Origin of the sequence: Paenibacillus sp. PDC88, from assembly GCF_900106725.1 — a bacterium.
GTDB lineage: Bacteria > Bacillota > Bacilli > Paenibacillales > Paenibacillaceae > Paenibacillus > Paenibacillus shunpengii.
In genome coordinates this window covers 1,227,197-1,251,972 of sequence record NZ_FNNT01000001.1, presented here as the reverse complement: position 1 = coordinate 1,251,972, position 24,776 = coordinate 1,227,197, and the positions used below count along the sequence as shown (strand labels likewise).

Genomic DNA, 24,776 nt, shown 5'->3' with positions numbered 1-24,776 from the left:
TTATAAAAAAGTTAGGATTACAGCCTTTGTTGGTTATAGATAATTGTGCGATTTTTGAAGAATAAGGTATAACCCAAATCTGAATAATCCATCCTAAGCATAGCTCCCGGCAGACACTGATTTAGGATGAGTTATGAGAATAAGTAAGTCGCTTTAAAATTTATTCAAAAAAAGTCTACCCGAATAGTCGGGTTTATGCTATAGTAACATATGCTGTAAGGTAGTTACCGACCCTTTAGATAATTTATATATAATTCGTTACATAAAGGGATCAGCATATATATAGAAAGTTGAAGGGAGTTAGTTGGATGGAAACATTACAGGTAATTATTAACGTAGCAGTGATGCTTGTGTTAATTGGCCTTCTGTATTGGATGCAGAAGAAGCATATATCTTTTACGAAGCGTGTATTTACGGGTCTTGGCTTGGGTCTTGTATTCGGAATACTGCTGCAACTGATTTACGGGGCAGGATCGGGAACCATAGAGACGAGTGTTGACTGGTTCAGTATCGTCGGTTCCGGTTATGTAAGCCTCTTGCAGATGATCGTCATTCCACTGATCGTGGTGTCTATCATATCTGCCATTATGAACTTGAAGGGTAATCAGAATATCGGGAAGATGAGCTTCTCGATTATTGGTACATTGCTGATTACCACAGCCATTGCAGCAAGTATTGGTATAGGGGTCACACTTGCCTTTGACCTGGAAGGTATTAACGTGGAGAGCGGTGAAGCAGAAACAGCGAGAACCCAAAGGCTCGAAGAGCAGCTTGTTGATGTAGAGGATATGACCATTCCTCAGCAAGTGCTTGAATTCATTCCCAGCAATCCATTCGAGGATATGACCGGTGCTCGCAGTACCTCTACCATTGCGGTCGTTATCTTCTCTGCTTTTGTCGGTATTGCCGTTCTTGGACTGGATCGCAAGAAGCCAGAGCAGGCGGATACTTTTCGTAAAATGATTAACGCACTTTATGCTGTCGTCATGCGCATCGTAACTCTGGTGCTGCGATTGACACCATACGGTATCCTTGCGCTGATTACGAAGGTTACCGCAACAACTAATGCACAGGAGATCTTGAAGCTTGGTGAGTTTGTTATCGCTTCTTATGTTGCCTTGCTGCTGATGTTCGTGGTTCATCTTATTCTCGTTACCGCATTTGGTTTTAACCCGGTAGCGTACCTTAGAAAAGTAATGACCACGCTGGTCTTCGCGTTTACGTCCCGTTCGAGTGCGGCAACCATTCCATTAAACGTGGAGACGCAAACGAAGAAGCTGGGTGTATCCGCAGGTATCGCGAATCTGTCGGCTTCCTTTGGCGCAACGATTGGCCAGAACGGCTGTGCAGGAATCTATCCAGCGATGGTTGCGGTGATGATCGCTCCTACAGTGGGCATTGATCCGCTCAGCTGGGATTTCATCATTACACTCATCCTGGTTGTCATGATCAGCTCCTTCGGTGTAGCTGGTGTAGGTGGCGGAGCGACGTTTGCTTCACTGATCGTACTCTCCACCATGAACCTGCCTGTTGCACTGGTCGGACTTCTGATCTCTGTGGAGCCGCTGATTGATATGGGACGTACAGCGCTGAACGTTAATGGTTCAATGACCTCCGGTCTCATTACGAGCAAGCTCCTGAATGAGAATGATCGGGATACCTTCAATCGTCCGAACACGGAATTAGATGCACCAACAGAAGCATAAAATAAAAAAGAGTGCGGGCCCTTGGCTAAAACCGAGGGACTCGCACTCTTTATTTTTGGGTTACAATAGAGTCTCAACCTGCACAAATAGTACGAAGAGATCAGAGATCTATGCCAGTTTGATTTCTATGTAGCGAAGCACGAAGCTTAGCCCAGTATTTGCAGCTCTTTCGGGTAGCTGGTTAGCAGTTTCACCCCATCTGCTGTTACGAGGACTTCATCCTCAATGCGAACTCCCCCGAGATTGGGTACATAGATGCCGGGTTCAATGGTGAAGGTCATTCCTTCGGTCAAGAGCTCCTGATTCGCTCCATGCACGGATGGATATTCATGCACATCGATACCCAGTCCATGACCGAGGCGATGGAGGAAGCGTTCGCCGTATCCTGCATCAATGGTCACTTGTCTTGCGGCCAGATCTACAGAAGCGAGGGTTGCCCCTGGCTTAACGGCTTCAATTCCCTTCAGATTGGCTTCAAGAACCGTATTATATATGTTCGTGAGCTCAGGTGACAGCTGGCCAAAAGCGAACGTACGGGTAATATCAGAAGCATATCCATTCGCATATACGCCCATATCAAACATGAGCAGATCGCCGTATTGCAGCTTGCGAGTGCCTGGAACGCCATGAGGAAGGGCCGTATTAGGTCCTGACAGCACCAACGTGTCAAAAGAAGGACCAGAAGCACCGAGCTTCTTCATTTGATATTCCATCTCCGCTACGAGCTCGATTTCCGTTACGCCTTCCTTCACATGGGAAAGACCTCTTTTCAGCACTTCCTCAATCATTTGGGCAGCGAACTTCATCCGGTCCACTTCATGCGGCGCCTTGCGAACACGCAGCTTGCGCAGCAGTGGACCTGCATCGGCATAGCTCTTGGCATTGGCATATTGAACGAGCTCCTCGTAACGAGCGATTGACAGGTTTTCTTTTTCAACGCCCATCGTGTCAATATGCTGAGGAAGATACTTCTGCAGGATGTGATACGGGTTGTCTGTGTCTTGATGGGTCGCAATCTTCTTCACAGAGGAAGCTGCAGCCGCCGCGTCTTCATCGAGGCTTGGTACGATCAGAGTTGGTTCTTCTCCTCTTACCAGCAGCAGTCCGAGAAAGCGTTCATGTGGATTGCTTGCGAATCCGGTCAAATAATAGACATGCTTAGGATCTGTAATCAGCACACAGTCGTATCCTTGCTCCGAAATGGCCTGCTCTAGTAAAGTAATAGGTTGATTTGTCATGATATTCCCCGCCTTTATATTAGGATTATAAAAAATCCTTTAGTTTCATTATCGCTATATATTATAAAGCTTATGAAGCAAAAACCCAAAAACAAACAATGGCACCTATAATGTCTTAGAAAAGTCTATCTTCTGCGCTGTGGATTGGTGAAGTATCCAAGAGGGTAATATTTGAAAATATTGGAGAATAGGGAGAGTAAAAATATGAACAAGAAGTACTTGATGATGACAGGAATCAGTCTCTTGACACTGGCACTCATTGCTTGTTCCAATCCGACCGCTCAAGAGCCTGGCCCAGATACTCCTGTACCGGGCACTCCGGACAATCAGACGGAACAGCCTGCTTCCGAAGAGCAAAAGGAAGAAGGGAATACACTTCCTTATGAAATAACGACCTTGGCTGCCGGACTTAATGTACCTTGGGAGCTTGATTTTTTACCGGATGGCCGAATGCTGTTTACGGAAAGACCCGGCACGCTGCGTATGATTGAGAACGGACAGGTGCTGGAGGAGCCGGTGCTGGCCTTTGAGGCTCCTTTTGCAGATGAAGGGGAAGGCGGTCTGTTAGGGCTCGCAGTGGATCCTGATTTTGAGTCGAATCATTATGTATATGTATATCACTCTTACCGTGAGGGACAAGACATCCTAAACCGGGTGCTCAGACTTAAGCTGACGGGTCAAGAGGCCTCAATTGACAAGGTGCTGCTCGCTGACATACCGGGCGGTGTGAATCATAACGGGGGACGTCTGAAGATAGGACCGGACGGGATGCTATATATTACGACCGGGGAACGATATGAGCCTGACATGGCTCAGGATGAAACAATCCTTGGGGGCAAAATCCTCCGTATCCACCGCGATGGTTCAATACCTGATGATAATCCTATAAACGATTCAGCTGTATATAGTCTTGGACATCGTAATGCACAGGGACTTGCCTGGCATCCAGATACAGGGCAGCTGTACAGCTCAGAGCACGGACAATCGAACCATGATGAGCTGAATGTCATAGTGAAGGGATCGAATTACGGATGGCCGCTGATTGAAGGAGATGAGCAGGAGGAGGGAATGACTTCGCCGCTCATTCACAGTGGAACCGATACGTGGGCCCCCTCGGGAATGACGTTCATAACGCAAGGTTCTTGGAAGAACTCCCTCATTGCAGGGGGGCTTCGGGGAGAGGCGCTGCTTAAATTTGAGCTGGATGGAGAAGGCGGAGCAAGTGAAGAGCCTTCACTAGAAGTGCTGTTCCAGAGCGAATGGGGCCGGATTCGTAGTGTGAGTGAGGGTCCTGATGGAACACTCTACCTGCTGACGAGCAATCGGGATGGCAGAGGAGATCCAGCCGAAGAGGATGATCGAATCATTGCACTGAGGCCTGCCACGTGATGGCATATCCCTATATTTTATTTTGAAATATTTATAAGGTATGATATAGGAAGTATGAATCAATTGTTATCCATCGATCATCGACCTCATTATATAAGCCTGTAACTAGAACAACAGCTGCATGTTTCCTGCTGAAAGGATGATTATCCAATGAAATCAAAAACAGCTATCGTAACTGGCGCCAATTCCGGTATGGGCCTTGCGACAACCATTGAATTAGCACTGCAAGGGTATCATGTCATCATGGCATGCCGAAGCGAAGAGCGAGGACGTAAAGCGCTGAATGAAGCAATAGCCGCAACAGGCTCAAAGCAGATTGAGCTGATGTTACTTGATCTGGGTTCCTTGAGCAGCATCCGCCAGTTTGCTGAACAATTCCAATCAGTTCATGAGAAGCTGGATGTGCTTATTAATAATGCAGGTGTGGTTTCTCTGAAGAGAGAGGAAACATCGGACGGGTTTGAAATGGCGATTGGCGTCAATCATCTAGGCCATTATTTACTGACAAGACTGCTGCTTCCAAGTCTATTACATGCACCTGAAGGAAGAGTCGTTAACGTGGCATCAGGTGCTTATAAATTTGGCAAAATCCATCAGGAAGATCCGCATCTCACAAAGGGGTTTAACGTGGTGAAGAGTTACGGCCAGTCCAAGCTGGCAAACGTGCTGTTCACTAGAGAACTGGCTTACCGGCTGGAAGGAACAAGCGTTACCATTAATGCACTCCATCCCGGGGCGGTAGGCACTAGCATCGGTGTTAATCGCAATACGGGCTTCGGTACGAAGATCATGGCCTTTTTGGCGAAAACTCCTTTTTTCCTCTCGCCGGAAGAAGGGGCCAGGACTGCAATCTATCTAGCGATTCGGCCAGAAGTGAAAGGAATTACAGGTGAGTATTTTTATGAGGAGAAGATTCAGGAGCTGAAGCCTCATGCCATGGATGAGGCGACATCCCAGTTCCTGTGGAACTGGAGTGCAGAGCAGACAGGGCTGCCTTATGATCTGGAACTGAATAAAAACTAATTTGAGACAATATAAAAAACAAGCCTTCACAAGGCTTGTTTTTTATATTGATCTTATTTTGCCGTTATTTCAAATGCTTCAAACATATGATTATTGACTTGTCTACTCCATGCTTCGACTTCAACACCTTCTTGTATTATACCAAAATCGGATTCTGTTCGTTTGACATCGCTTGTTTGAGCAAAGAACGTCGTATTTTTGGTTACTGTCAGCACATCTCCAGTGTTAAGTTTTATAGAATGAAGTACTTTATCTCCATCAATTGTGGAATTTTCCTCAATTATTTCAACAACGATACCTGCGTAATATTCCTGTTGCTTAGATGGAGATGACCATCCTAGCAAAATATCAGAACTTAGAACGTACCAAATACCAAGCGCCAGTACCAAAACAAGACTACCCGACAGTATAAGCCACTTCTTTTTTATCTTCACTTCTTTCATCCTTCCTAAGGGACTTATCATATTTAGACGCATGACTTCGAAAAAAGTTTATCGTTTTCGCTGAACTCTTCTGGAATTTTTCTATTGATCATTCTGGGTCTTCTCTGTTAATCTAGTCATTAAAAAATGATATTAGTGGGGGATAACAGCTGTGAAGGAACCGAACATTACATTCAGCTATGCACAACCAGAGGACTTGCCCGCTATTGTTGCGATCTACAATTCAACCGTTGCCGGGAGAATGGTCACAGCTGACCTTGAACCGGTCACTGTTGAGAGCCGTATACCTTGGTTTGAGGAGCATACACCGGACAAGCGTCCATTATGGGTGATGAAGTATGATGAACAGATCGCAGGCTGGGTCAGCTTAAGCTCCTTCTACGGAAGACCTGCTTACGACGGTACCGCAGAGGTGAGCGTCTATGTTGACGAAGCCTTCAGAGGAACAGGAGCAGGAAGCCGGCTCATCGAGAAAGTGATTGAGGATAGTCCGCGGCTGGGGGTTACAACCTTACTTGGCTTCGTATTCGGTCACAATGAACCGAGTCTTCATTTATTGAAGAAATACGGCTTTGAACAGTGGGGCTACTATCCCGAGATCGCTGTTCTGGACGGTGTAAGGCGTGATCTAGCCATTCTTGGCAAAAAATTGGACTAAATTATTTCACCCTACTCTATTTGTTACTTGTTAAGTCTAATATAAATTGATCGGCTGTAGCTGCACATATAAAAAGAACTCGGGTCCAGAGGTGTACGGATGTATACACCTTAGAAGGACAAACGAGTTCTTTTTTATATTGCTAAGCTTGTTTCCTGCGGAAGGCCTGATTGAGCACCTCGGATAAGATGAGGCCGACAGCGATGCTTCCTGCAATCATGAGCGCTTTGGCAGCAAGCTCTACGGCAGTCGTATAATCGTTCTGTACAAAATAACGCATGGCATTGTATGCCATCCCTCCTGGAACGAGCGGGATAATGCCGGCTACGCTGAAGATAATGACCGGATGCTTGTAGAGCCTTGCAAAGACCTGACTTAATACACCAATGACCAGTGTTGCCATTAGGGTAGCGGAGACCGCCTCATATCCAGGTTCCATAATATCGTAAATGATCCAGCCGAGCATACCGACAATTCCGCAGGGGAAGAGCATTTTGCGAGGTGCGTTAAAAATAATGCCAAAGGCAAGGGAAGCGATGAAGCTGGTTACAGCTTGTTCCACGATATGAATAAACATGATGTTCGTACCTCAGCTTTCATTTACATAATAGTGAAGACGACGGCAATTCCAGCACCGATCGCAAACGCCGTCAGAAAAGCATCGGCCCCCTTGGAAAGCCCGGACACGAGATGCCCTGCCATCAGATCCCTTACTGCATTCGTAATGGCCAGCCCAGGTACGAGCGGCATGACAGAGCCGATAATAATCTTATCCAGCTCGCTGCCGACCTCTATGAGTACCATGACGAGAGCCAGAAGGCCGATAATAAATGAAGCGGTGAATTCCGCGAAGAAGCGAACCTGTGACAGCCTTTGAAAAAGGCTCACTGCGGCGTACCCGACACCACCGCATAATACGGCGGGCAGAAAGTCTGTCCATCCGCCTTGAAACATGATGGTGAAGCAGCCACTGGCTAGCGCAGCGGCGCAGGTCCGTGCGATAACTCGGTACAGAACCGACTCCTTCTCAATATCCGTCAGCTGATGATAAGCTTCGCTAGGATTCAGCTCGTCTCTTCCAATTGCACGAGAAACATTGTTGACGGCAGCTACCTTATGCAGATCGGTCGTCCGCTCCGAGATGCGGATCAGCTTGGCTGGCTGCAAACCGTCCGTGGAGAAAATAATACCTGTTGGTGTGACATAGCTGTGAGAGTTAGGCATTCCATAGGCAGAAGCGATCCGCATCATCGTGTCTTCGACACGATAGGTTTCGGCACCGCTCTGAAGCATGATTTTTCCGGCAAGCAGACATACCTCGATAATCTCCATCGTTATGCTGTTCTTATCTGTTTTTATCGATGGTTCCATCTATTTACGCATCCTTTATCATTCATTTTCCTGACAAATCAGAACTTCCATTCTATCATATCTTCCATTATTTCCATATGCACTATAATGCAGACTACGGGGATTCTCTTTATACAAGTAATAAAAGCCTGCCAGCTTCGCGACTTGGATATGATGAGCATCGCGAATGCTGCAGACCTCTATGGCGTTATGAAGCTTTATGCAATTATTCAATCTTTATTCGCCTTCGACATGATACAATACGCGTGCCAGAATGTCCTGGCTGTAATTGCCGAAATGCTTACCGTATACAGTAAGGCCGCCTTTGTTGACGGGATGATCGGTTACCGCGATACGGAATCGAATATCACTCTTGTAGTCAAGCGCAATATCCTTCAGGGTGACATCTGAAATTCGGCATCCGTCAACGTAGCTGCCTTCCTCATTGATTCGAATCAGCTTCAGCATGCCATACTGGTTCAGATGCGGCGGCCACCATTCCGGGTTAAATGCTCCTCGCTTATCTCCGAAATCCCCCGGACTTGTCCAGCAGCCCAGCTCAATTCCGTTCAAATAGAAATAGATATCGGAAGGATAGTTGTTATTAAATCCAGGTGCTTCTGAACCCAGCTCCATCGAGAATTGGATCTCCTTGAACGATTCATTGGATTTGAGGTAATTGGGAATCCGGTATTCAAGGAAGCCTTCCGACAGCCAGATCAGCTCAGCATCAATCCGCATCGGATCAGCAAAATACCTCGGTTCATCAAAATCGCCAACGATGCTGTCCTTGGTAGCAAGGCCGCAGGTAGGTAAAGCCTTATAATTACTGTAGTGTCCCACTTTAATTTCGGCTTCATATCGGTTATGTATATCCTGACTTCGTATATCGACCATCAGCTTATCATCATTCAGATAGCAGATCTTCTGGATCCCATGCTTGCCGACAGCGGTGTTGATATTGATCAGGCCGCTCTCCTCGAGCTTCTTGATGTGCATCGTAATTGCACCGTTTGTCAGGTTTAGCCTAGTTGCAATGTCATTTAGGTTCAAACTTTGATGCTTGGACAGCATATCTATAATTTGTATTCTGACATCCGAGCTGAGTGCCTTAAATATATGAATGCCGGACATTAAATCTTTTATGTATATCATATATAGAATTCCTTTCCACGAAAAAATGAGAGTTTTGTAGATGATGTAGGGAGGCAGCGTTAGAAGTCCAGCTAAAATAGAAGACCATGGGAATAATGTAATATAGATGATAATTGCATTCTAAGCTATTTTTGCCATGCGAACAACATCAAAGAATGACAAAAGGGAAGAACAGGATGCAGCACTGCTGAAAAATATGAACAAAATGTAAAATTTTAGTTGCGGAAAAATGTAAACGCTTTTATAATCTTCATGAGTCTAAAATAGTTTAAGTTTATTTAAATTAAATTGAACGACTCTAATCCATATCATGGCGGTGATATTCTATGAAAAAGCTAAAGAAGTGGCTGCTTACGGCAGCGCTAGCTACCTCGGTGTCCGTGTTCGGACTCAGTTCACCTGGTTTTGCAGCTTTTTGGAATTTGACAGGAGATATTGGGGTGCATGATCCAAGCATCATCAAGGAAGGGAACAGCTGGTATACGTTCTCCACAGGGCAGGGTATCCAGGTGCTGAAATCGGATAATGGCACCAACTGGTACCGGGTTCCACAGATCTTCCTGAGTCCCCCTTCCTGGTGGAGCACTTATGTACCGAATCAAACTCATAACGACGTATGGGCCCCGGATATTCATGAATACAACGGCAGAGTATGGCTGTACTATTCCATCTCGACATTCGGCTCCAACCAGTCTGCGATCGGTCTTGCATCCGCTTCCAGTGTAGGTGCAGGGCAGTGGAGAGATGACGGCTTGGTGCTCCGGACTACGACGTCTAACAACTATAATGCGATTGATCCGAATCTCGTCATTGATGCGAACGGCGAACCGTGGCTTGCCTTCGGCTCTTATTGGAGCGGCATCAAGCTCACGAAGCTGGATAAGAACACGATGAAGCCGACAGGCAGCATCCATTCCATCGCAGCTAGACCATCGAACAACGGAGCTATTGAAGGACCAAGCATTGTTTACCGTAATGGCTACTACTACTTATTCGCTTCAATTGATACTTGCTGCCAAGGTGTCAACAGTACTTACAAAATTGTCTATGGCCGCTCAACAAGCATTACTGGACCGTACGTGGACAAGAATGGTGTTAATATGCTGAATGGCGGGGGTACTGTGCTTGATTCAGGCAATGTCAAGTGGAAGGGACCAGGCGGACAAGACATCTACAGTACGAATGTTATTGTGAGACATGCCTATGACGCGGATGACAACGGGGCGCCTAAGCTATTGATCAATGATTTGAATTGGCCAAATGGTTGGCCGAGCTACTAATCATGATTTGAGAGAATGATGGCTTTTAGGATAAAGATGATTCAAGGTTTAACTTTAACATTCACTAAAGTAAAGTAATAACTAAGAACATTCAATAGCAGAACAGCTAACCACACTTCTGAAATGCTCCCATCTATAGTAGACAGTAGAAAAAACAAACTCTACTTCTACCATGATGGTGCACTTCATTCTTAGTGGTTAGCTGTTTTTTTATGAATAGGACAGTTAACGATCTTGGTTAACATCCGCCCCATAGATGGCAACCCACTGATTCATCAGGGTCCAGCGGCCGTTCTGGTACTTCAGTGCATTCTGCACATAGCCGAATCGATCTGCATTATACTGCCCCATGATCCCCTGAAAAGTGAGAAGCTCATATATGCCGTCCTGATCGAAATCTACAGGGTATACGCCACTTACAGGCAGCACATCGCCTTGGAGCGGCTGCTTCAGTGTTCCATTCTCGTTATAAATCGCAGATAAATACTCAGCACCTCGATCTGATATATCGATCAGATATCTTTTCCCGTTATTCTCACTTTTCACTTGAAGCCTGTAGTTATCTAAATAATCTACGCGATAGGTATATTCACTGTTATATCGGTCCGAGTTGAACAGCTCTTTTAGCACACCGCCATTATATGAATATAGAAAGTTATAAGTTAGAGCACCGGAGCCGCCGGATTGAATGGCAATGAACAGATCCGAAACACCGTCTCCGTTAAAATCTCCGGCAAATAGGGTTGGACTATAACCCGAGCTCTCGGGAAGCTGATACTGGAAGGCAGGACCACCGGCACCATTTTGGATAATAAGTGTAATATCTGTCGCAAATGGACTGTCCTCAGCATTGTAGTTCCAAGCGAGCATGGCCGTATCCTGAATACCGTCTCCTGTATAATCAGCTGTAATCGGAGAAGAGTGCTGATCGAACGGCGTGCGAAGCCCGTAATGTGAGTACATTGAGTAGGAAGTAAATTGATTTCTAGTATAGGAGAGTGGTACAGGCATCATCCAAGGTGCAGGGAAGCACGGTGAAGGATGGGGATAATATTGATTTGGCCGCAAACGCTGCGGGTGGTAGTGAGAAGATGTAAGTTCGGGGAAGCGCATATTTGATATACCTCCGTTTTTTTTCTAGCCTATGTGACATTACAGAATTAGGTGAATACCTATGCATGGATGAGATGCAGAGAAGGATCGGAGGCTTGAGAGCTTGGACTAATTTAACGGGGAGAGATATTTTCGAGACCATAGATGATATTCTGCACGAATGGAATGAAAAAAAGGCCTGCGTACACTACGCAGACCTGTGACAGTATTAAAATTATAAGTTCTATTCCGTGAATTACACACCCGAGTAGGCGTTAAAGCCTCCATCAACCGGGATGACCGTACCTGTAACAAAGCCGGAAGCATGATCATCAGCCAGCCATAGCAGCGTGCCCAGTAGATCCTCAGGCTTGCCGAACCTGCGCATTGGAGTGTGCGAGATAATCTTATTCGAACGTTCAGTCAAGCTTCCATCTTCATTTAACAGCAGCTTCTCATTTTGTTCGGTGAGATAGAAGCCCGGTGCAATCGCATTAACACGGATGCCGGCCTCAGCAAGGTGAACAGCCAGCCATTCCGTGAAATTGCTAATCGCCGCTTTTGCTGCACTGTAGGCAGGAACCTTCGTCATGGGGGAGTATGCACTCATAGATGAGATATTGATAATAGTTGTGCCTTCCCTGCCGAGCATTTGTTTGGAGAATATTTGCGTCGGAATCAGCGTGCCTACGATATTCAGATCAAAGACGCCACGAAAGCCTTCGACTTTCAGATCATAGAAGGAGACAGTATCCTCTCTGGTCAGATCCTCTGTCTGAAAAATTTCATTCGTAGTTATAGCCGTTGGGCGATTTCCTCCAGCGCCATTGATGAGAATGTCACAGAGGCCAAGCTCTTGTGCGACGGTGTCCGCAGCATTCATCACGCTCTGTTCATCCGTTACATCGCAGGCCACCGCAATGGAGGTACCGCCATTTTGATTAATCTTATCAGCGACTGCGGCTCCCTTCTCCACCGTTCGGTTTAAGATCGCGACCTTGGCTCCTTGTCTTGCCAGCTCTTCCGCCATCACTCGGCAGAGCACACCAGAGCCTCCCGTAATAACAGCTACTTTTCCGGCAAGACTTGCGTGGTGTGGCTGTGATCTTAGGCTGCTCATATGCTCTTCACCTGCTCTTCCAGCGTATTTCCTTCTTTAATTCTGGCGTAGGCGTCCCATAGTCCCCACAAATACATAATGCCAAGCGCTCGATCATACAGTCCGTAGCCGGGTCTGCATTTCTCATCCCATATGTGCCGACCATGATCTGGACGAGCATATCCGGTAAATCCGGTGTCGTGGTATGCCTGAACAATTCCCGTAATATCGACCGTTCCATCTTGTGTACGGTGGGATGTCTCAATGAAATCACCGTTATCAAATACTTTGACGTTACGGATATGGGCAAATGGAATTCGGTCCTTGAATTCGTGAATCATGGAGACGATATCATTTCCTGGGTTTGCGCCGAGTGAGCCGCTGCAGAGCGTAATGCTGTTGCTCGGACTGTTATATATTGAGAGGAAACGACGGACGTTGTCCTGACTCGTAATAATCCGCGGCAGTCCAAAAATGGACCATGGCGGATCGTCCGGGTGAATGGCCATTCTTATGTCATGGGCCTCCGCAACGGGAATGATCTCATTCAGGAAATATTCCAGATTGGCCCACAGGTCTTCTTCTGTAACATTCTTGTAGGCCTCAAATAGAGTGGTCAGATGCTTCAGCCGCTCAGGCTCCCAGCCGGGCATTGTGAGCTGTGAATCCTGATTGATCTGATGAACCAGCTCAAAGGGATCCATATTGTGAATTCGGGCTTTCTCATAGAAAAGAGCAGTGGATCCGTCAGGTCCTTCCTTATATAAGTCTGTCCGCAGCCAGTCAAAGATCGGCATAAAATTGTAGCAGATGACTTTAACGCCGACCTGAGCGAGCTTCTCGATCGTTCTCTTATAATTCTCAATGTACTTATCTCTGGAGGGAAGGCCAAGCTTGATATCCTCATGGATGTTCACGCTTTCAACAACATCAAGATGAAGCCCGGCCTGTTCAGCCTGAGACTTGATCTCGAGAATTTTGTCCATCGGCCATTCTTCACCAGCAGGAACATCATGCAGCGCCCATACGATGCCTTCGACACCTGGGATTTGCCTGATTTGATTCAGAGTGACCGTATCGTTGCCTACGCCAAACCAGCGGAATACCATTTTCATGTTAGCAGCCACCTTTCATTGGTCAAGGTTTAAAATAAGTTGGGAATTTCTCTCTTAAGAAGCGTTCATCATGAATCGCCAGGTTCATATGGTCCTTCATGAGATTTACCGCACGCTCCTCATCCTGTCTGGAAATGGAATCGACCATCTGCTGATGCTGATCATAAATATGCTGCCAGTCATGATCTGCTGCAAGACGCAGCTTGCGGATACGATTCATATGGACGTTCATTTGCTGCATTGCTGCCCAAGTATTACTCTTGTTGCATCTTGTAAATAAAGTGCGATGAAAGGCTTCATCAAGCTCGAACATCGATTTGTTATCTTGTGCTTCCATGGAAGCACGCTGTCTAACAAGCAGCAGCTCAAGCTCAGCAATGTCCACTTCCGAGAATTGATGACACGCAAGGCGTATGACGGCGCATTCCAGCTGTTCTCTCATGAAGCGGGCCTCCTCAACGAGGGATAGGTCAATGAGAGATACCATCGTACCGCGCTGAGGATACACATCAAGCAGTCCTTCTCCAGCTAGTCTGAGAAAGCTCTCTCGTACAGGTGTACGGCTGACATTAAAAGCTAATGCAATTTCTTTCTCGGATATGCTTGTTCCCGGAATGAGGTCAAAATTCAAGATTTGGTCCTTCAAAGCATCGTACACGGCTTCTCTTGTAGAAGTCGGCTGAGGACGAATATGTAAATCCATTTAAAATTTCACCTCATTTCTTCACCATACTACCATACAAGTATGGTAGTATGAAAGAGGAAGATATCTTTTTTGTCATTGAAAACTTGGAAATGAGTATTGTGTCAGGTTAGAAGAGCTATGACATTTCGCTGTATTACCTGATCATTGGGGGTACGGAGCCGCAATTATGTAACCGTGTTCATTTTAATTCCTTTCAAATTTATATGACCAAGGAGAGTGCCTGATATGGAGAACGTAAAGTTAATGAAAGCAGCAATTATGGATAAACCAGGTCACATTGAGATCAAGGAGCTGCCCATACCAGAGGTCAAGCCCGACGAGGTGCTTGTCAAAATTATGGCGGTTGGGGTATGCGGTTCAGATGTGCATTATTATGAGCATGGCAGAATTGGGCGATTCGTGGTAGAGAAACCCATTATACTGGGGCACGAGTGTGCAGGCATTATTGTAGAGACAGGAGATCGTGTGAAGCGCGTGAAGACAGGAGATCGCGTAGCAATTGAGCCCGGGGTAACCTGCGGTAGATGCCGTTATTGTAAAGAAGGCAGATATAACCTGTGTCCCGATGTTGAATTTCTAGCAACTCCTCCTGTTGATGGTGCGTTCGTTCAATACTTAGCGATTCGGGAGGATTTCGTATTTCCCATTCCAGATAAGCTATCTTATGAAGCAGCGGCACTTGTCGAGCCGTTCTCAGTAGGAATTCATGCTGCGAATCGCTGTCAACTTAAGCCTGGCGGGACGGTTGCCATTATGGGGATGGGACCCGTCGGCCTGATGGCGGTAGCTGCCGCCAAATCCTTCGGTGCGAGCCAGATTATCGTAACTGATCTAGAGGATATTCGGCTTCAGGCAGCACTTGAGCTGGGGGCTACACATGCTATTAACGTAACGCAAGTGGATGCCAATGCCAAGATCAAAGAGCTTACCGGCGGAATCGGTGTAGATACGGCTTGGGAGACTGCAGGGAGTCCGCGGGCACTGAGTTCAGCGCTGTCTTCACTGCGCCGCGGGGGCAGACTCGTCATTGTCGGCCTTCCAGCTCAGGATGAAATTCCGCTGAACGTTCCATTCATCGCAGATAATGAGATCGACATCTACGGTGTATTCCGTTATGCCAACACTTATCCGGATGGGATCAAGTTCCTTGCTTCAGGTGATATTCCAGTAGACACACTCATTACCGACCGTTATGCCTTGGAAGAGACTCAGGAGGCGATGGAGCGGGCTATTCATAATAAGAGCGGCAGTCTCAAGATCATAGTTTATCCGAATGGGATGGAGAATTAAGCGAAGCGAGTTCGAATGAGCGCAAATTTGTTATAAATTTCATAGGATCTTGGCAAGCTAAGTTAGATAGGTTAGGCAAGCTCATGCATTTACAACCAACATCAAGAGTCAAATCATCAGATCGTGCGTCATCCTTGGATGTTGCGGTGTAAGAGTAAGTAGGAATGTTTAGATGCACGACCATCTGAGAGACGAACATAGAGAGGAGATGCATATGATGAGCGAAATATTGCAGGGAGCTAATGAGTTCTACGTAGAGCATGATGGCGAGAAGGCGGCGACAATTGAATTTGAGCCAGGCAGTGAAGGCGGGGAAGGGCCGGGCGTCATCATGATTACCCATACCTTTGTGTCAGAGGAGCTTCGGGGTGAAGGCGTGGGAGTTGACCTGGTGAAGCAAGTCGTCCAATATGCACGAGACAATGAGTTAAAGGTTGTGCCGATGTGTTCTTTTGCCAGCAGTGTGATGGATAAGCATACGGAGCTGCAGGATGTGCTGGTTTAATTGACGTGTAGAAACGACCAAAAAAGATAGATATGGCATATAACTGAATATGCTTTATCTATCTTTTTATAATATCATATGATGGCTGGAGCCTCATGGGGGATCAGGATGGCTTGCGAGCTTCCCATTCTTCTCTCAGCAGGCCCATCATGATTCGATCGTACTTCTGACCTCCGCGCAGAACGGCTTGGCGCATACGGCCCTCTTCAACGAAGCCGGCCTTCTTATAGGCATGATAGGCAATCTCGTTATACGAAATGACATCCAGACTAACCCGATTTAGATTCAGTTCGTAAAAAGCGTAGCGCAATATGAGCTGAAGTGCATCGCTGCCGTATCCTTTGTTACGGTCCTTTGCCTTGCCAATACCAATGGCAAGTCTCGCGGACTGATTATTCCACTCGATGCTGTGCAGGGCCACAAAGCCGATAAGGCGGTCTTCATCAATCGTACGCAGCATAAATTCAACACCGTGATCCATCCGGGCACTCTTGGGTTCATTCTCCTGAACCGTTTGCGGAACCGCATAATCCGTGTCCAAATTCCTCAAATATTCATAGTCTTCTGTATAACCTGCAAGTGTTTGTGCATCCTGCTGAATTGCTGCGGCAAGCCGAACCTTATTTCCATGGAACCAGTTGTTCGGGTTCGAAGTATAATCCATGTCTACTCAGCACTCCTCTCGTAATAACAATACACATCCTATTATAGTCTATTTTAGCTGCAGAATCTCTTAGCATACACGAAGAAAGGCTGCACCTGCTTAATGCAGATACAGCCATCTATACGAAGTATGCACAAAATTAAAGAGTGAGGCCGCCATCGACCGTTACAATTGAGCCTGTCATATAACTGGAGGCAGGGGAGGCCATGAACGAGACGACACCGGATATTTCGTTCGACTCCGCAGGGCGTCCCATTCTCATATTGGACAGCTCTTCAGGAACATACCCGCCTTGCTGGAATGATGCAGCAACACTTTGCGTCAAGGCGGTGTTTACTCCACCTGGGCAAATGGCGTTCACGCGGATTCCTTTTTTGACATATTCCAAAGCCGCAGATTTGGTGAGTCCCACAACCGCGTGCTTGCTTGCAGAATAGGCACCTGCACTATGCTCGCTGCGAATTCCTGCGGTAGACGCGGTATTGAGAATATGTCCGCTGCCCTGATCCTTCATTACCTTCAGAACATATTTCATCCCCAGGAAGCAGCCCTTCACGTTAACCGACATGATGCGGTCGAATTCGGCTTCCTCAATATCATCAAACATCGAGAATTTCTGTACAATCCCGGCGTTATTGAAGAAGAAGTCAATTCGTCCATAGGCTTGAACAGCTTCATTCACATAGTTCTGTACATCCTCACTCTTGGAAACATCGGCCTGAACGAAGATGCCTTCGCCGCCTTGTTCTTTGATCAGACGAAGCGTCTCTTCTCCGGATTCCGTATTATAATCGACGAGTACAACGGTATAACCGTCCTTCGCAAGCTGGACACTGCTTGCTCTGCCGATTCCGCTTCCAGCGCCTGTGATGACTGCGATTTGTTTATCATTAGACATCATATCAACACTCCCTTTATGCAGAATTATTTTGCGAAATAGCCTCCGTCGATGGGCAGCTCTACTCCAGTAATATAGGAGGATTCATCCGATGCCAGGAACAATACGCCGTTAGCGATATCTTCTGCTTTACCAAGACGAGGGAGCGGAGTTTGGGACTGGAACCATTGTGTCATGCGCTCGTCCTTGAACATATCGACAGTCATTGGTGTTTCGATATAGCCCGGGTGAACAGAGTTGGCACGAATATTGTGCTTCGCATAATCGACTGCCGTCGCCTTGGTCAGCATCCGTACAGCACCTTTACTTGCAGTATATGGACCTGCGCCGCTGCCGCCTGTCAGACCTGCGATCGAAGAGATGTTCACGATGGAGCCGCCCCCAGCTTCGATCATATGTGGAATGACATACTTCTGACCCAGGAAGATGCTGGTCACATTGATGGACATGGTTTTTTCGAATCCTTCAACCGTAAGATCCAAAAAAGGAGTCGCGTTGGACACACCAGCGTTATTGACAAGAATATCAATTTTCCCATACTTGGTAACGGTTTCATTAACAATGTTGATCCAGCCTTCTTCAGACGTAACATCATGCTTGAATCCGATCGCTTCTCCGCCGGCTGCTGTAATTTCGGCTACAACCTCCTGGATTTTGTCTTCCTGCAGATCCGTAATAGCCACTTTAGCCCCTTCCTTAGCAAAAAGAAGTGCGTCTGCCTTACCCATACCGCCAGCTGCACCTGTAATAATGGCTACTTTATTATCTAATCTTCCCATGACTTGTTCCTCCTAATTGTAAATTTAATTGTCAGATTGAGACGGGTTCTTTGGTTGATTCAAATGCTTAAGCATCTTCTGATACGAAGCGATAAGCAGATCCATCTCTTCTTCTGAGAACTCGGACCATACTCCATCCGTAAGCTCCTTGTACTTATCCAGCATTTTCTGCTCGACGGCCATCCCTTGATCCGTAATATGCAGTACAACCTTACGTCTGTCGGATTCAGCACTTCGCCGCTCAATATACCCTTTGCTAACCAGCTTGTTGGTCAAATTCGTAATTGCCGGCATCGTTACATCCAGCTGGCCTGCAAAATAGGTTGAAGTCTGAGGACCTTCCCAAGCCAGTGTTTGGAGGATGAAGTATTGCGAGGAGGTGAGATCGTTGTCCAAAATCTTGGCATATTTCACCACAAAGTTCGTCATGTAGCCGCTCATTAGTTTAGACAGTAATTCGTGTTTCACGAATCATTCACCTCAAGTCCTGTTGCATTTTTGTTTAAATATATTAAATGTTAATATCTCTTAACAACTTTAGTTTAAATAAATATGAGTCATACGTCAACTTGGTTTATACTTCCACTCGGTGCTCAGATATATTCACGATCTGTAAAACGAAACTTGCTACTTTCATAATCAGCGGTTATCGTTAGGACAAGGAAACTTTGAAGGAGAGAAATGAAGAATATTATGGTACAAATGACATCTAAAAAAGCAGCTGACTTACTTGATCAATGGATAGTGTTTCTGGATATGGACAACCCGAAGGCTTGGGATCGTGACGAATATCCATACATTAAAGAGAGTCTTGGCGTCGTTCGCTCAGTAGTCAAGCTGCTTAGAGGAAAAGGCGCTGGCAAAGCCCCTGGCAAAAAAGAGCTGGCTGAGCTGTTAAACGAATTCATAGAGGAAATTGCCTTGGACGATGAGCAGGAGTGGGAGAAGGAAAACAGGGCTTTTGTGCAAGAGGTGCATGAAGCCGCCAATTTTGCTGTGAAGTTCTTGCGTGGTTAAATCATAAAAAGGACAGCAGGCGCCAAAAGCTCTAATCTTTCGGCGATGCTGTCCTTTTCATATATCTCATGAATCCATATCTACTGCCCGCTGGTAAATAAAATCTTCTTCTGCATTCTCGTCTATGACGCCGGCATCCATATTGATGCCATAATAAATTTCGTCCATCTCTGTTTTGAGCTGTTCCGTAATTTCTTGTTGTTCCTCTGCACTCAGCTTGTCCTTCGTATAACCGAACAAATAGTTGTTGAGATCAAATTCTTTCAGTTTGCATTTGGTGTGAAAAATATGGTGCTGGTACACATTGATGTCAATCATATCAAATTGCTGCTGAATACTAGAAGGAATGTAGTTCTGAATGGAGCTGATGTCATGATCAATAAACAGCTTATTTCCATCGATATCACGAGTAAATCCGCGCACACGATAATCGATCGTCATGATATCCGTATCAAACGAATGAATGAGATAATTCAGCGCCTTCAGCGGTGAAATTTCTCCACAAGTGGATACATCAATATCAGCTCGGAAGGTACTGATTCCTTCATAAGGATGGAACTCCGGGTAGGTGTGAACCGTAATATGACTCTTGTCCAAATGCATCACCACATGATCCGGAAGCGGACCAGGCGATTCTTCGAACGACTCCTCTTCAGCATCGCCTACAGGACCTTCCGAGACGAGCAGGGTTACACTTGCCCCTTGAGGGATGTAATCCTGCTTTGCCACATTAAGCACGTGCGCTCCAATAATATGGGATACATTCGTCAATATCTGAGTCAATCGGTCTGCATTATATTGTTCATCGATATATTCGATGTAAGCTTCGCGTTCTTCTTTGGTCTTGGTATAACATACATCGTACATATTGAAGCTGAGGGATTTGGTCAAATTGTTAAACCCATGCAGCTCAATACGCTGTTCTGGTGTAAGTGCCATGAATGCTTGCCTCCTGTCCCGAGTATCGCTAGTAACATGTACAGTCCTGTACATACTTTACCCAGAATAGCTGGGAATTAAAGAGGAAGCATAAGTAAATATGGTGTTGGAATCCATTTCATAACGCATAAAAAAGATGAATGCGAAACGATATATAGCTTCCGGATGAGATCACTTCGGTGGAAAAGGTCTGAGAAAAGCTTTGGGAATCGGTGTTTCAAATCGCATTTGCTTCCCTGTTCCCGGATGAGTAAAGGCAAGCACTCTGGCGTGCAGCGCAAGTCGGCCAATGCCTCGTCCCTTGGCACCATACTTCTTGTCCCCGACAACTGGATGTCCCAGTTCCTCCATGTGAACCCGGATCTGATTCTTGCGGCCGGTCTCGAGCTGAATTTCAAGCAATGAATAGTCGTTGCTGGTTTGCAGTGTTTTGTAATGAGTAACGGCCTTCTGCCCATCATTTGCATAGGGAGTGGAATACATCTTGAGCGTTTTGCTCTCTTTTAGATAGGAAGTAATCGTGCCCTGCTCCTGCTTGAGCTTACCTTCCACAAGGGCAACATAGGTTCGTTCTTCGACCGTATCACGCCAAGCATTTTGGAGAGACTGCTGAATGGCTTCGCTCTTGGCGAACATCATCACTCCTGAGGTATCCCGATCAAGGCGATGAACGATAAAGATTCGGTGAGCCGGATGGGATACACGTACATGGGCCGTCAGCTGACGATAGGCTGTAAGCTCTTGTTCTTTGTCGGAAGCAACAGACAGCAAGCCAGAATCCTTATTCACAATGATGATGTCGTCATCCTCATGCAGAATCGTCAGGCCAATGAGGGGAGGAGCTTCTTCTTTTTTCTCCTGATCAATCGTGACGCTCATCCCTTTGGTCAAAGGATGATTAAATGCCGTAATGGTCTTCCCATCTACGCTAATCTGACCGCGGGACAAGAGTGCCTTGACTGAATTGCGGCTCTTATTGGATAAGTTCGCTAGCAAGTAGGTGAGCAGCTCAGTGTCTTCTTGAACGATGTAGCTCTTTACTGTCCCTGATTGGACGGAAGCAGGCTTTTTCGAAGCGGATTTGGCTGCTCCTTTGAAGCTTGAAGCCTGTCCTTTGCTGCCTTTATGTGATCTTGTATTCGAGGCTGACGGTGGACGGTTGCTGTAGTCATCCTCTGTACCTGGATAATTCGTTTTTTTTCGCATGCCTTAAGGCCTCCTGGTTCGGTTAAAAATACGGCAAATCCATCAAGCGTTTAGTTCTTGATATCCTGGTTAATATACCACACAAGAGGTAAAGTTTGCACGGAATCGCCTGGGGTCGTGGAGGTTGTTCGTGGTAAAATGATGATGCATAGAATGAGCTCAAGTATGAAATCTTATAAGAGTATGAAGAAAAGGGAGAATAGACATCATGAACATGAAGAAAAAGAAGTTTCATCTACTAGCACTTCTCGCTGTAATTAGCTTGCTGCTCGCCGCTTGTGGTGATCATTTGGTAGAGGAGAACAGCAACGACATAAGCAAGGAAAATATTGATGAGGATCAGCAAATTGTGATTGCCGGGACTGAAGGTGCAGGCAAGCAATTTATCGACAAAACGATCAAGGATCTGTTTGAGAAGCAGGGCTACACCTTGCAGGTCACAGAAATTACAGACCCATCAGAGGCAGCGACGAAGCTTGCTGAAGGTTCGATCGATGCGTATATCAATACATTCATGGATAATCGGAAGGAGCAGCTGACGACGTTAACGAGTGTTCCGACCGAGCCGCTTGCGCTGTATTCGAATACATTCAAGGACGATGACCAGATTGCAGATGGTACGACGGTAATTATTCCGGAGGAACCCTTGATGCAGAGCCGTGCCCTGATGATGCTGGAGGACGAGAATCTGATTGGCATCCGCAAAGGCGCTTCATTATCTGAGATGTCTGTAGAGACAGATGTCACGGATAATCCAAAAAATTTGAAATTCGAAAAGGCACCCATCGATCAGCTCTCCGATCGAATCAAGAACGAAGCGCTTATTGCTGCCCCCCTGCATATTGCTGTCGATGCAGGCCTTACAGAGCAGGAGGCACTTGATGTAGAGGATGTTCCAGGTCAATTCTTGGACCAGCTGGTCGTGCGCAGCAAGGATCAAGGAACAAACTTTGCCCGCAGCTTGAAGGAGCATTTTCAGTCCACCGAGTTCAGGAAGCTGATGGATGAGCATTTCCCAGGCTATGATGAGCCGGAATGGATGGAAGATTAATTCAATCTATGAGCAGAAGTTACCCTGAGTGGGTATAGAACGACAAAAGGAAGTCATTTCAATGAGATGACCTCCTTTTTTTGCGTTTTAGGATCAATCTACAATTAAATGAAGCTGTTCTGAAATGAAATCCACTAGGCATCTTGATGTAGAGCAGGAATGTTCGGTACACTAAATAGATTGAGATCGTAAATCTAACTCTATAGTTCATTCATTCTGGATAGATGTAAGCTGAATACTAACAGGTGATGTTCTCTTATCAAGAAAGACGGTGAGGAGTAACGGCAATGAGTATACAAGAAAGAACAATGGATGAGGCACGCGAGCTGCTTCAGACTTACTTCGGTTATCCCGACTTTCGGGAAGGCCAGAAGAAAATAGTAGACAGCTTATTGAGAGGACATGATACCCTCGGCATCATGCCGACAGGCGGCGGCAAGTCGATATGCTATCAGATTCCGGCGCTCCTGCATTCCGGTCTCACTCTGGTGGTGTCACCTCTTATTTCCCTAATGAAGGATCAGGTGGATGCCCTGCTTGCCATGGGCGTGCCTGCTGCATACATCAACAGTACACTGACTGGACGTGAAGTGAATGAGCGGATCCGGGCGGCACAGCGCGGAGAGCTGAAGCTGTTATATGTCGCCCCGGAGCGTCTTGAGCTCGACTGGTTCCGAGACGAGATGGCCGCACTGCCCATATCCTGTGTCGCTGTCGATGAAGCACACTGTGTCTCCCAATGGGGACATGATTTTCGGACGAGCTATTTGGCGGTGGCGCCATTTGTAGATTATTTGCCTCAGCGGCCGATCGTGGCTGCCTTCACAGCGACGGCAACGCCTGCGGTGATGGATGATATTCTGGAGCTGCTCCGGCTTCGCGAGCCTGAAACCTTCGTAACCGGACTTGGACGGGATAATCTGGCGATGCAGGTACTGCGCGGTGAGAACAAGAAGGAATATATTATGGACTACACACGCGAGCATGCGGATGAGGCGGGCATTATCTATGCGGCAACCCGTAAGGATGTAGATGATCTGTACAGCCGGCTCAAATCTGCGGGGATTGCAGCAGGGCGTTACCATGCCGGCATGACGGATGACGAACGTGCGGCGAGCCAGGAGGCTTTTCTATTCGATGATATAAGAGTCGTTGTCGCTACGAATGCCTTCGGCATGGGGATTGACAAGAGTAACGTAAGGTATGTCATTCATTACAATATGCCGAAGAATATGGAAGCCTACGTTCAGGAAGCAGGACGTGCAGGGCGGGACGGTGAGCCGAGTCAGTGTATTCTCCTGTTTAGCGCACAGGATATCATGACTCAGAAATTCCTGATTGAGCAGGGTGAATTCCAGGATGAGGATCGGAAGCGGAATGACTACCGGAAGCTTCAGCAGATGATCGATTACTGCTATACGACCAAATGTCTTAGGAGCGCACAGCTGGACTATTTCGGTGAGGTTCATGATGGAACAGGCTGCGGCATATGCAGCTCATGCACGGATGACCGAGAACTCATCGATATGACGGTTGACGCGCAGAAGATCTTCTCCTGCATACACCGGATGCGTGAACGGTTTGGCATTACGATGGTATCCCAGGTTCTGAAGGGGTCGCGGAACAAGAAGGTGCTGGAGTATGGATTCGACCAGCTGCCTACGCATGGAGTCATGTCCAATCGCTCGGAGAAGGAAATATCGGAGATCATTAACGTGATGGTATCCGAAGGATATCTTACCTTATCTGAGGGTCAATACCCTGTGGTAAGATTGCAGCCGCTGGCAGTGGAAGTGCTCAAGGGACAGCGTGAAGTGATGCAGCGTGTTGCCCGCGTAAGTGCGTCAGCCGCCTCATCGCGCAGCAGCAGAAGCAGTCGTGTGAGCCGGGATACATCACCTTCGGCGGTTAATGAAACGGTATTCGAACAGCTAAGGCTGATTCGCAGGGAGCTGGCGGAAAAGGAGCATGTGCCTTCTTATATTATTTTCAATGATGCGACACTGCGCGAGATGAGTGTGGTATGTCCGCAGAGCGAACGTGACATGCTGAAGATAAAAGGGGTCGGGGAAGTGAAATTCAAGAAATACGGACAGCCGTTCCTCGATTTCTTCCTGAATCAGGGCGGTAGTTCTGTGGACGAGCCTTATGATGATTATGATTTTTAGACAGT

The 24,776-nt window shown here is 46.6% G+C and carries 25 protein-coding genes; 10 read left to right on the top strand and 15 right to left on the bottom strand.

The genetic code is table 11. From position 1 onward, the window contains the following. Positions 1–308 precede the first annotated feature (308 nt). Positions 309–1,706, top strand: a complete 1,398-nt coding sequence (locus tag BLW49_RS06100) for an L-cystine transporter (protein ID WP_090723707.1) — start codon at positions 309–311, stop codon at positions 1,704–1,706. A gap of 146 nt (positions 1,707–1,852) precedes the next feature. Here BLW49_RS06100 and BLW49_RS06095 read toward each other — a convergent pair whose 3' ends face one another. Further along, positions 1,853–2,944 (bottom strand): M24 family metallopeptidase, encoded by a 1,092-nt coding sequence (locus BLW49_RS06095; RefSeq protein ID WP_090723705.1) that lies wholly within the window; start codon positions 2,942–2,944, stop codon positions 1,853–1,855. 204 nt (positions 2,945–3,148) lie between these two features. Here BLW49_RS06095 and BLW49_RS06090 point away from each other — a divergent pair, with 204 nt between their 5' ends. After that, the gene (locus BLW49_RS06090; RefSeq protein ID WP_256209603.1) at positions 3,149–4,333 is read left to right on the top strand and encodes a PQQ-dependent sugar dehydrogenase; all 1,185 of its coding nucleotides are present in this window, start codon (positions 3,149–3,151) and stop codon (positions 4,331–4,333) included. 150 nt (positions 4,334–4,483) lie between these two features. Beyond that, positions 4,484–5,356 (top strand): SDR family oxidoreductase, encoded by an 873-nt coding sequence (locus BLW49_RS06085; protein ID WP_090723704.1) that lies wholly within the window; start codon positions 4,484–4,486, stop codon positions 5,354–5,356. A 53-nt stretch (positions 5,357–5,409) separates the two neighbouring features. Here BLW49_RS06085 and BLW49_RS06080 read toward each other — a convergent pair whose 3' ends face one another. After that, positions 5,410–5,799, bottom strand: a complete 390-nt coding sequence (locus BLW49_RS06080) for a hypothetical protein (RefSeq protein WP_090723702.1) — start codon at positions 5,797–5,799, stop codon at positions 5,410–5,412. A gap of 151 nt (positions 5,800–5,950) precedes the next feature. On the opposite strand from BLW49_RS06080, the gene BLW49_RS06075 reads away from it, so the two are divergent. Further along, a complete protein-coding gene (locus BLW49_RS06075; protein ID WP_090723700.1) occupies positions 5,951–6,457 on the top strand; it encodes a GNAT family N-acetyltransferase in 507 nt (168 codons plus the stop codon). A 142-nt stretch (positions 6,458–6,599) separates the two neighbouring features. Here BLW49_RS06075 and BLW49_RS06070 read toward each other — a convergent pair whose 3' ends face one another. The 3 genes from BLW49_RS06070 to BLW49_RS06060 form a co-directional block, all read right to left on the bottom strand. Continuing rightward, the gene (locus BLW49_RS06070; RefSeq protein ID WP_177178656.1) at positions 6,600–7,034 is read right to left on the bottom strand and encodes a threonine/serine exporter family protein; all 435 of its coding nucleotides are present in this window, start codon (positions 7,032–7,034) and stop codon (positions 6,600–6,602) included. Positions 7,035–7,057: 23 nt separating this feature from the next. Continuing rightward, positions 7,058–7,828 (bottom strand): threonine/serine exporter family protein, encoded by a 771-nt coding sequence (locus BLW49_RS06065; protein WP_090723699.1) that lies wholly within the window; start codon positions 7,826–7,828, stop codon positions 7,058–7,060. A gap of 216 nt (positions 7,829–8,044) precedes the next feature. Further along, the gene (locus BLW49_RS06060; RefSeq protein WP_047912075.1) at positions 8,045–8,962 is read right to left on the bottom strand and encodes an ArsR/SmtB family transcription factor; all 918 of its coding nucleotides are present in this window, start codon (positions 8,960–8,962) and stop codon (positions 8,045–8,047) included. 326 nt (positions 8,963–9,288) lie between these two features. Between BLW49_RS06060 and BLW49_RS06055 the strand changes: the two genes are divergently transcribed. Further along, positions 9,289–10,242, top strand: a complete 954-nt coding sequence (locus BLW49_RS06055) for an arabinan endo-1,5-alpha-L-arabinosidase AbnA (protein WP_090723697.1) — start codon at positions 9,289–9,291, stop codon at positions 10,240–10,242. Positions 10,243–10,467: 225 nt separating this feature from the next. On the opposite strand, the gene BLW49_RS06050 is transcribed toward BLW49_RS06055, so the two are convergent. The 4 genes from BLW49_RS06050 to BLW49_RS06035 all read right to left on the bottom strand — a co-directional run bounded on the left by BLW49_RS06050 (position 10,468) and on the right by BLW49_RS06035 (position 14,251). Then, the gene (locus tag BLW49_RS06050; RefSeq protein ID WP_090723696.1) at positions 10,468–11,355 is read right to left on the bottom strand and encodes an FG-GAP repeat domain-containing protein; all 888 of its coding nucleotides are present in this window, start codon (positions 11,353–11,355) and stop codon (positions 10,468–10,470) included. 235 nt (positions 11,356–11,590) lie between these two features. Then, positions 11,591–12,454, bottom strand: a complete 864-nt coding sequence (locus BLW49_RS06045; protein ID WP_090723695.1) for an SDR family oxidoreductase — start codon at positions 12,452–12,454, stop codon at positions 11,591–11,593. Beyond that, positions 12,451–13,548 carry a mannonate dehydratase gene (gene uxuA / locus BLW49_RS06040; protein WP_090723693.1) on the bottom strand — a complete coding sequence of 366 codons (1,098 nt, stop codon included), beginning with the start codon at positions 13,546–13,548 and terminating at the stop codon, positions 12,451–12,453. Before uxuA ends, BLW49_RS06045 begins: the two co-directional genes overlap by 4 nt. A gap of 22 nt (positions 13,549–13,570) precedes the next feature. Next, on the bottom strand, positions 13,571–14,251 hold the full coding sequence (locus BLW49_RS06035) for a GntR family transcriptional regulator (protein WP_090723692.1): 681 nt from the start codon (positions 14,249–14,251) through the stop codon (positions 13,571–13,573). Positions 14,252–14,479: 228 nt separating this feature from the next. Between BLW49_RS06035 and BLW49_RS06030 the strand changes: the two genes are divergently transcribed. Together BLW49_RS06030 and BLW49_RS06025 are read left to right on the top strand one after the other, a co-directional pair. After that, a complete protein-coding gene (locus BLW49_RS06030) occupies positions 14,480–15,544 on the top strand; it encodes an NAD(P)-dependent alcohol dehydrogenase (RefSeq protein WP_090723690.1) in 1,065 nt (354 codons plus the stop codon). 214 nt (positions 15,545–15,758) lie between these two features. Then, entirely contained in the window at positions 15,759–16,049 is a 291-nt protein-coding gene (locus tag BLW49_RS06025) for a GNAT family N-acetyltransferase (RefSeq protein ID WP_256209602.1), read from the top strand. A 103-nt stretch (positions 16,050–16,152) separates the two neighbouring features. Here the strand turns inward: BLW49_RS06025 and BLW49_RS06020 are convergent, their stop codons facing one another. From BLW49_RS06020 to BLW49_RS06005, 4 genes are all read right to left on the bottom strand, one after another. Continuing rightward, positions 16,153–16,713, bottom strand: a complete 561-nt coding sequence (locus BLW49_RS06020; protein WP_090723688.1) for a GNAT family N-acetyltransferase — start codon at positions 16,711–16,713, stop codon at positions 16,153–16,155. A gap of 139 nt (positions 16,714–16,852) precedes the next feature. Then, positions 16,853–17,611: an SDR family NAD(P)-dependent oxidoreductase gene (locus BLW49_RS06015; RefSeq protein ID WP_090723687.1), complete on the bottom strand. Its 759-nt coding sequence runs from the start codon at positions 17,609–17,611 to the stop codon at positions 16,853–16,855. Between the two features lie 26 nt (positions 17,612–17,637). Then, entirely contained in the window at positions 17,638–18,390 is a 753-nt protein-coding gene (locus tag BLW49_RS06010; RefSeq protein ID WP_090723685.1) for an SDR family NAD(P)-dependent oxidoreductase, read from the bottom strand. A gap of 24 nt (positions 18,391–18,414) precedes the next feature. Next, positions 18,415–18,858, bottom strand: coding sequence for a MarR family winged helix-turn-helix transcriptional regulator (locus tag BLW49_RS06005; RefSeq protein ID WP_256209601.1), 444 nt, complete (start codon positions 18,856–18,858; stop codon positions 18,415–18,417). Between the two features lie 213 nt (positions 18,859–19,071). On the opposite strand from BLW49_RS06005, the gene BLW49_RS06000 reads away from it, so the two are divergent. After that, positions 19,072–19,407, top strand: a complete 336-nt coding sequence (locus BLW49_RS06000) for a hypothetical protein (RefSeq protein WP_090723682.1) — start codon at positions 19,072–19,074, stop codon at positions 19,405–19,407. Between the two features lie 66 nt (positions 19,408–19,473). Here BLW49_RS06000 and speD read toward each other — a convergent pair whose 3' ends face one another. Next, positions 19,474–20,346 (bottom strand): adenosylmethionine decarboxylase, encoded by an 873-nt coding sequence (gene speD / locus BLW49_RS05995; RefSeq protein WP_076311899.1) that lies wholly within the window; start codon positions 20,344–20,346, stop codon positions 19,474–19,476. A gap of 171 nt (positions 20,347–20,517) precedes the next feature. Then, positions 20,518–21,552 carry an RluA family pseudouridine synthase gene (locus BLW49_RS05990; protein ID WP_090723680.1) on the bottom strand — a complete coding sequence of 345 codons (1,035 nt, stop codon included), beginning with the start codon at positions 21,550–21,552 and terminating at the stop codon, positions 20,518–20,520. A 208-nt stretch (positions 21,553–21,760) separates the two neighbouring features. Between BLW49_RS05990 and BLW49_RS05985 the strand changes: the two genes are divergently transcribed. Together BLW49_RS05985 and recQ are read left to right on the top strand one after the other, a co-directional pair. After that, entirely contained in the window at positions 21,761–22,603 is an 843-nt protein-coding gene (locus BLW49_RS05985; protein ID WP_090723678.1) for a MetQ/NlpA family ABC transporter substrate-binding protein, read from the top strand. Positions 22,604–22,890: 287 nt separating this feature from the next. Beyond that, entirely contained in the window at positions 22,891–24,771 is a 1,881-nt protein-coding gene (gene recQ, locus BLW49_RS05980) for a DNA helicase RecQ (protein ID WP_090723677.1), read from the top strand. Positions 24,772–24,776: the final 5 nt, after the last annotated feature.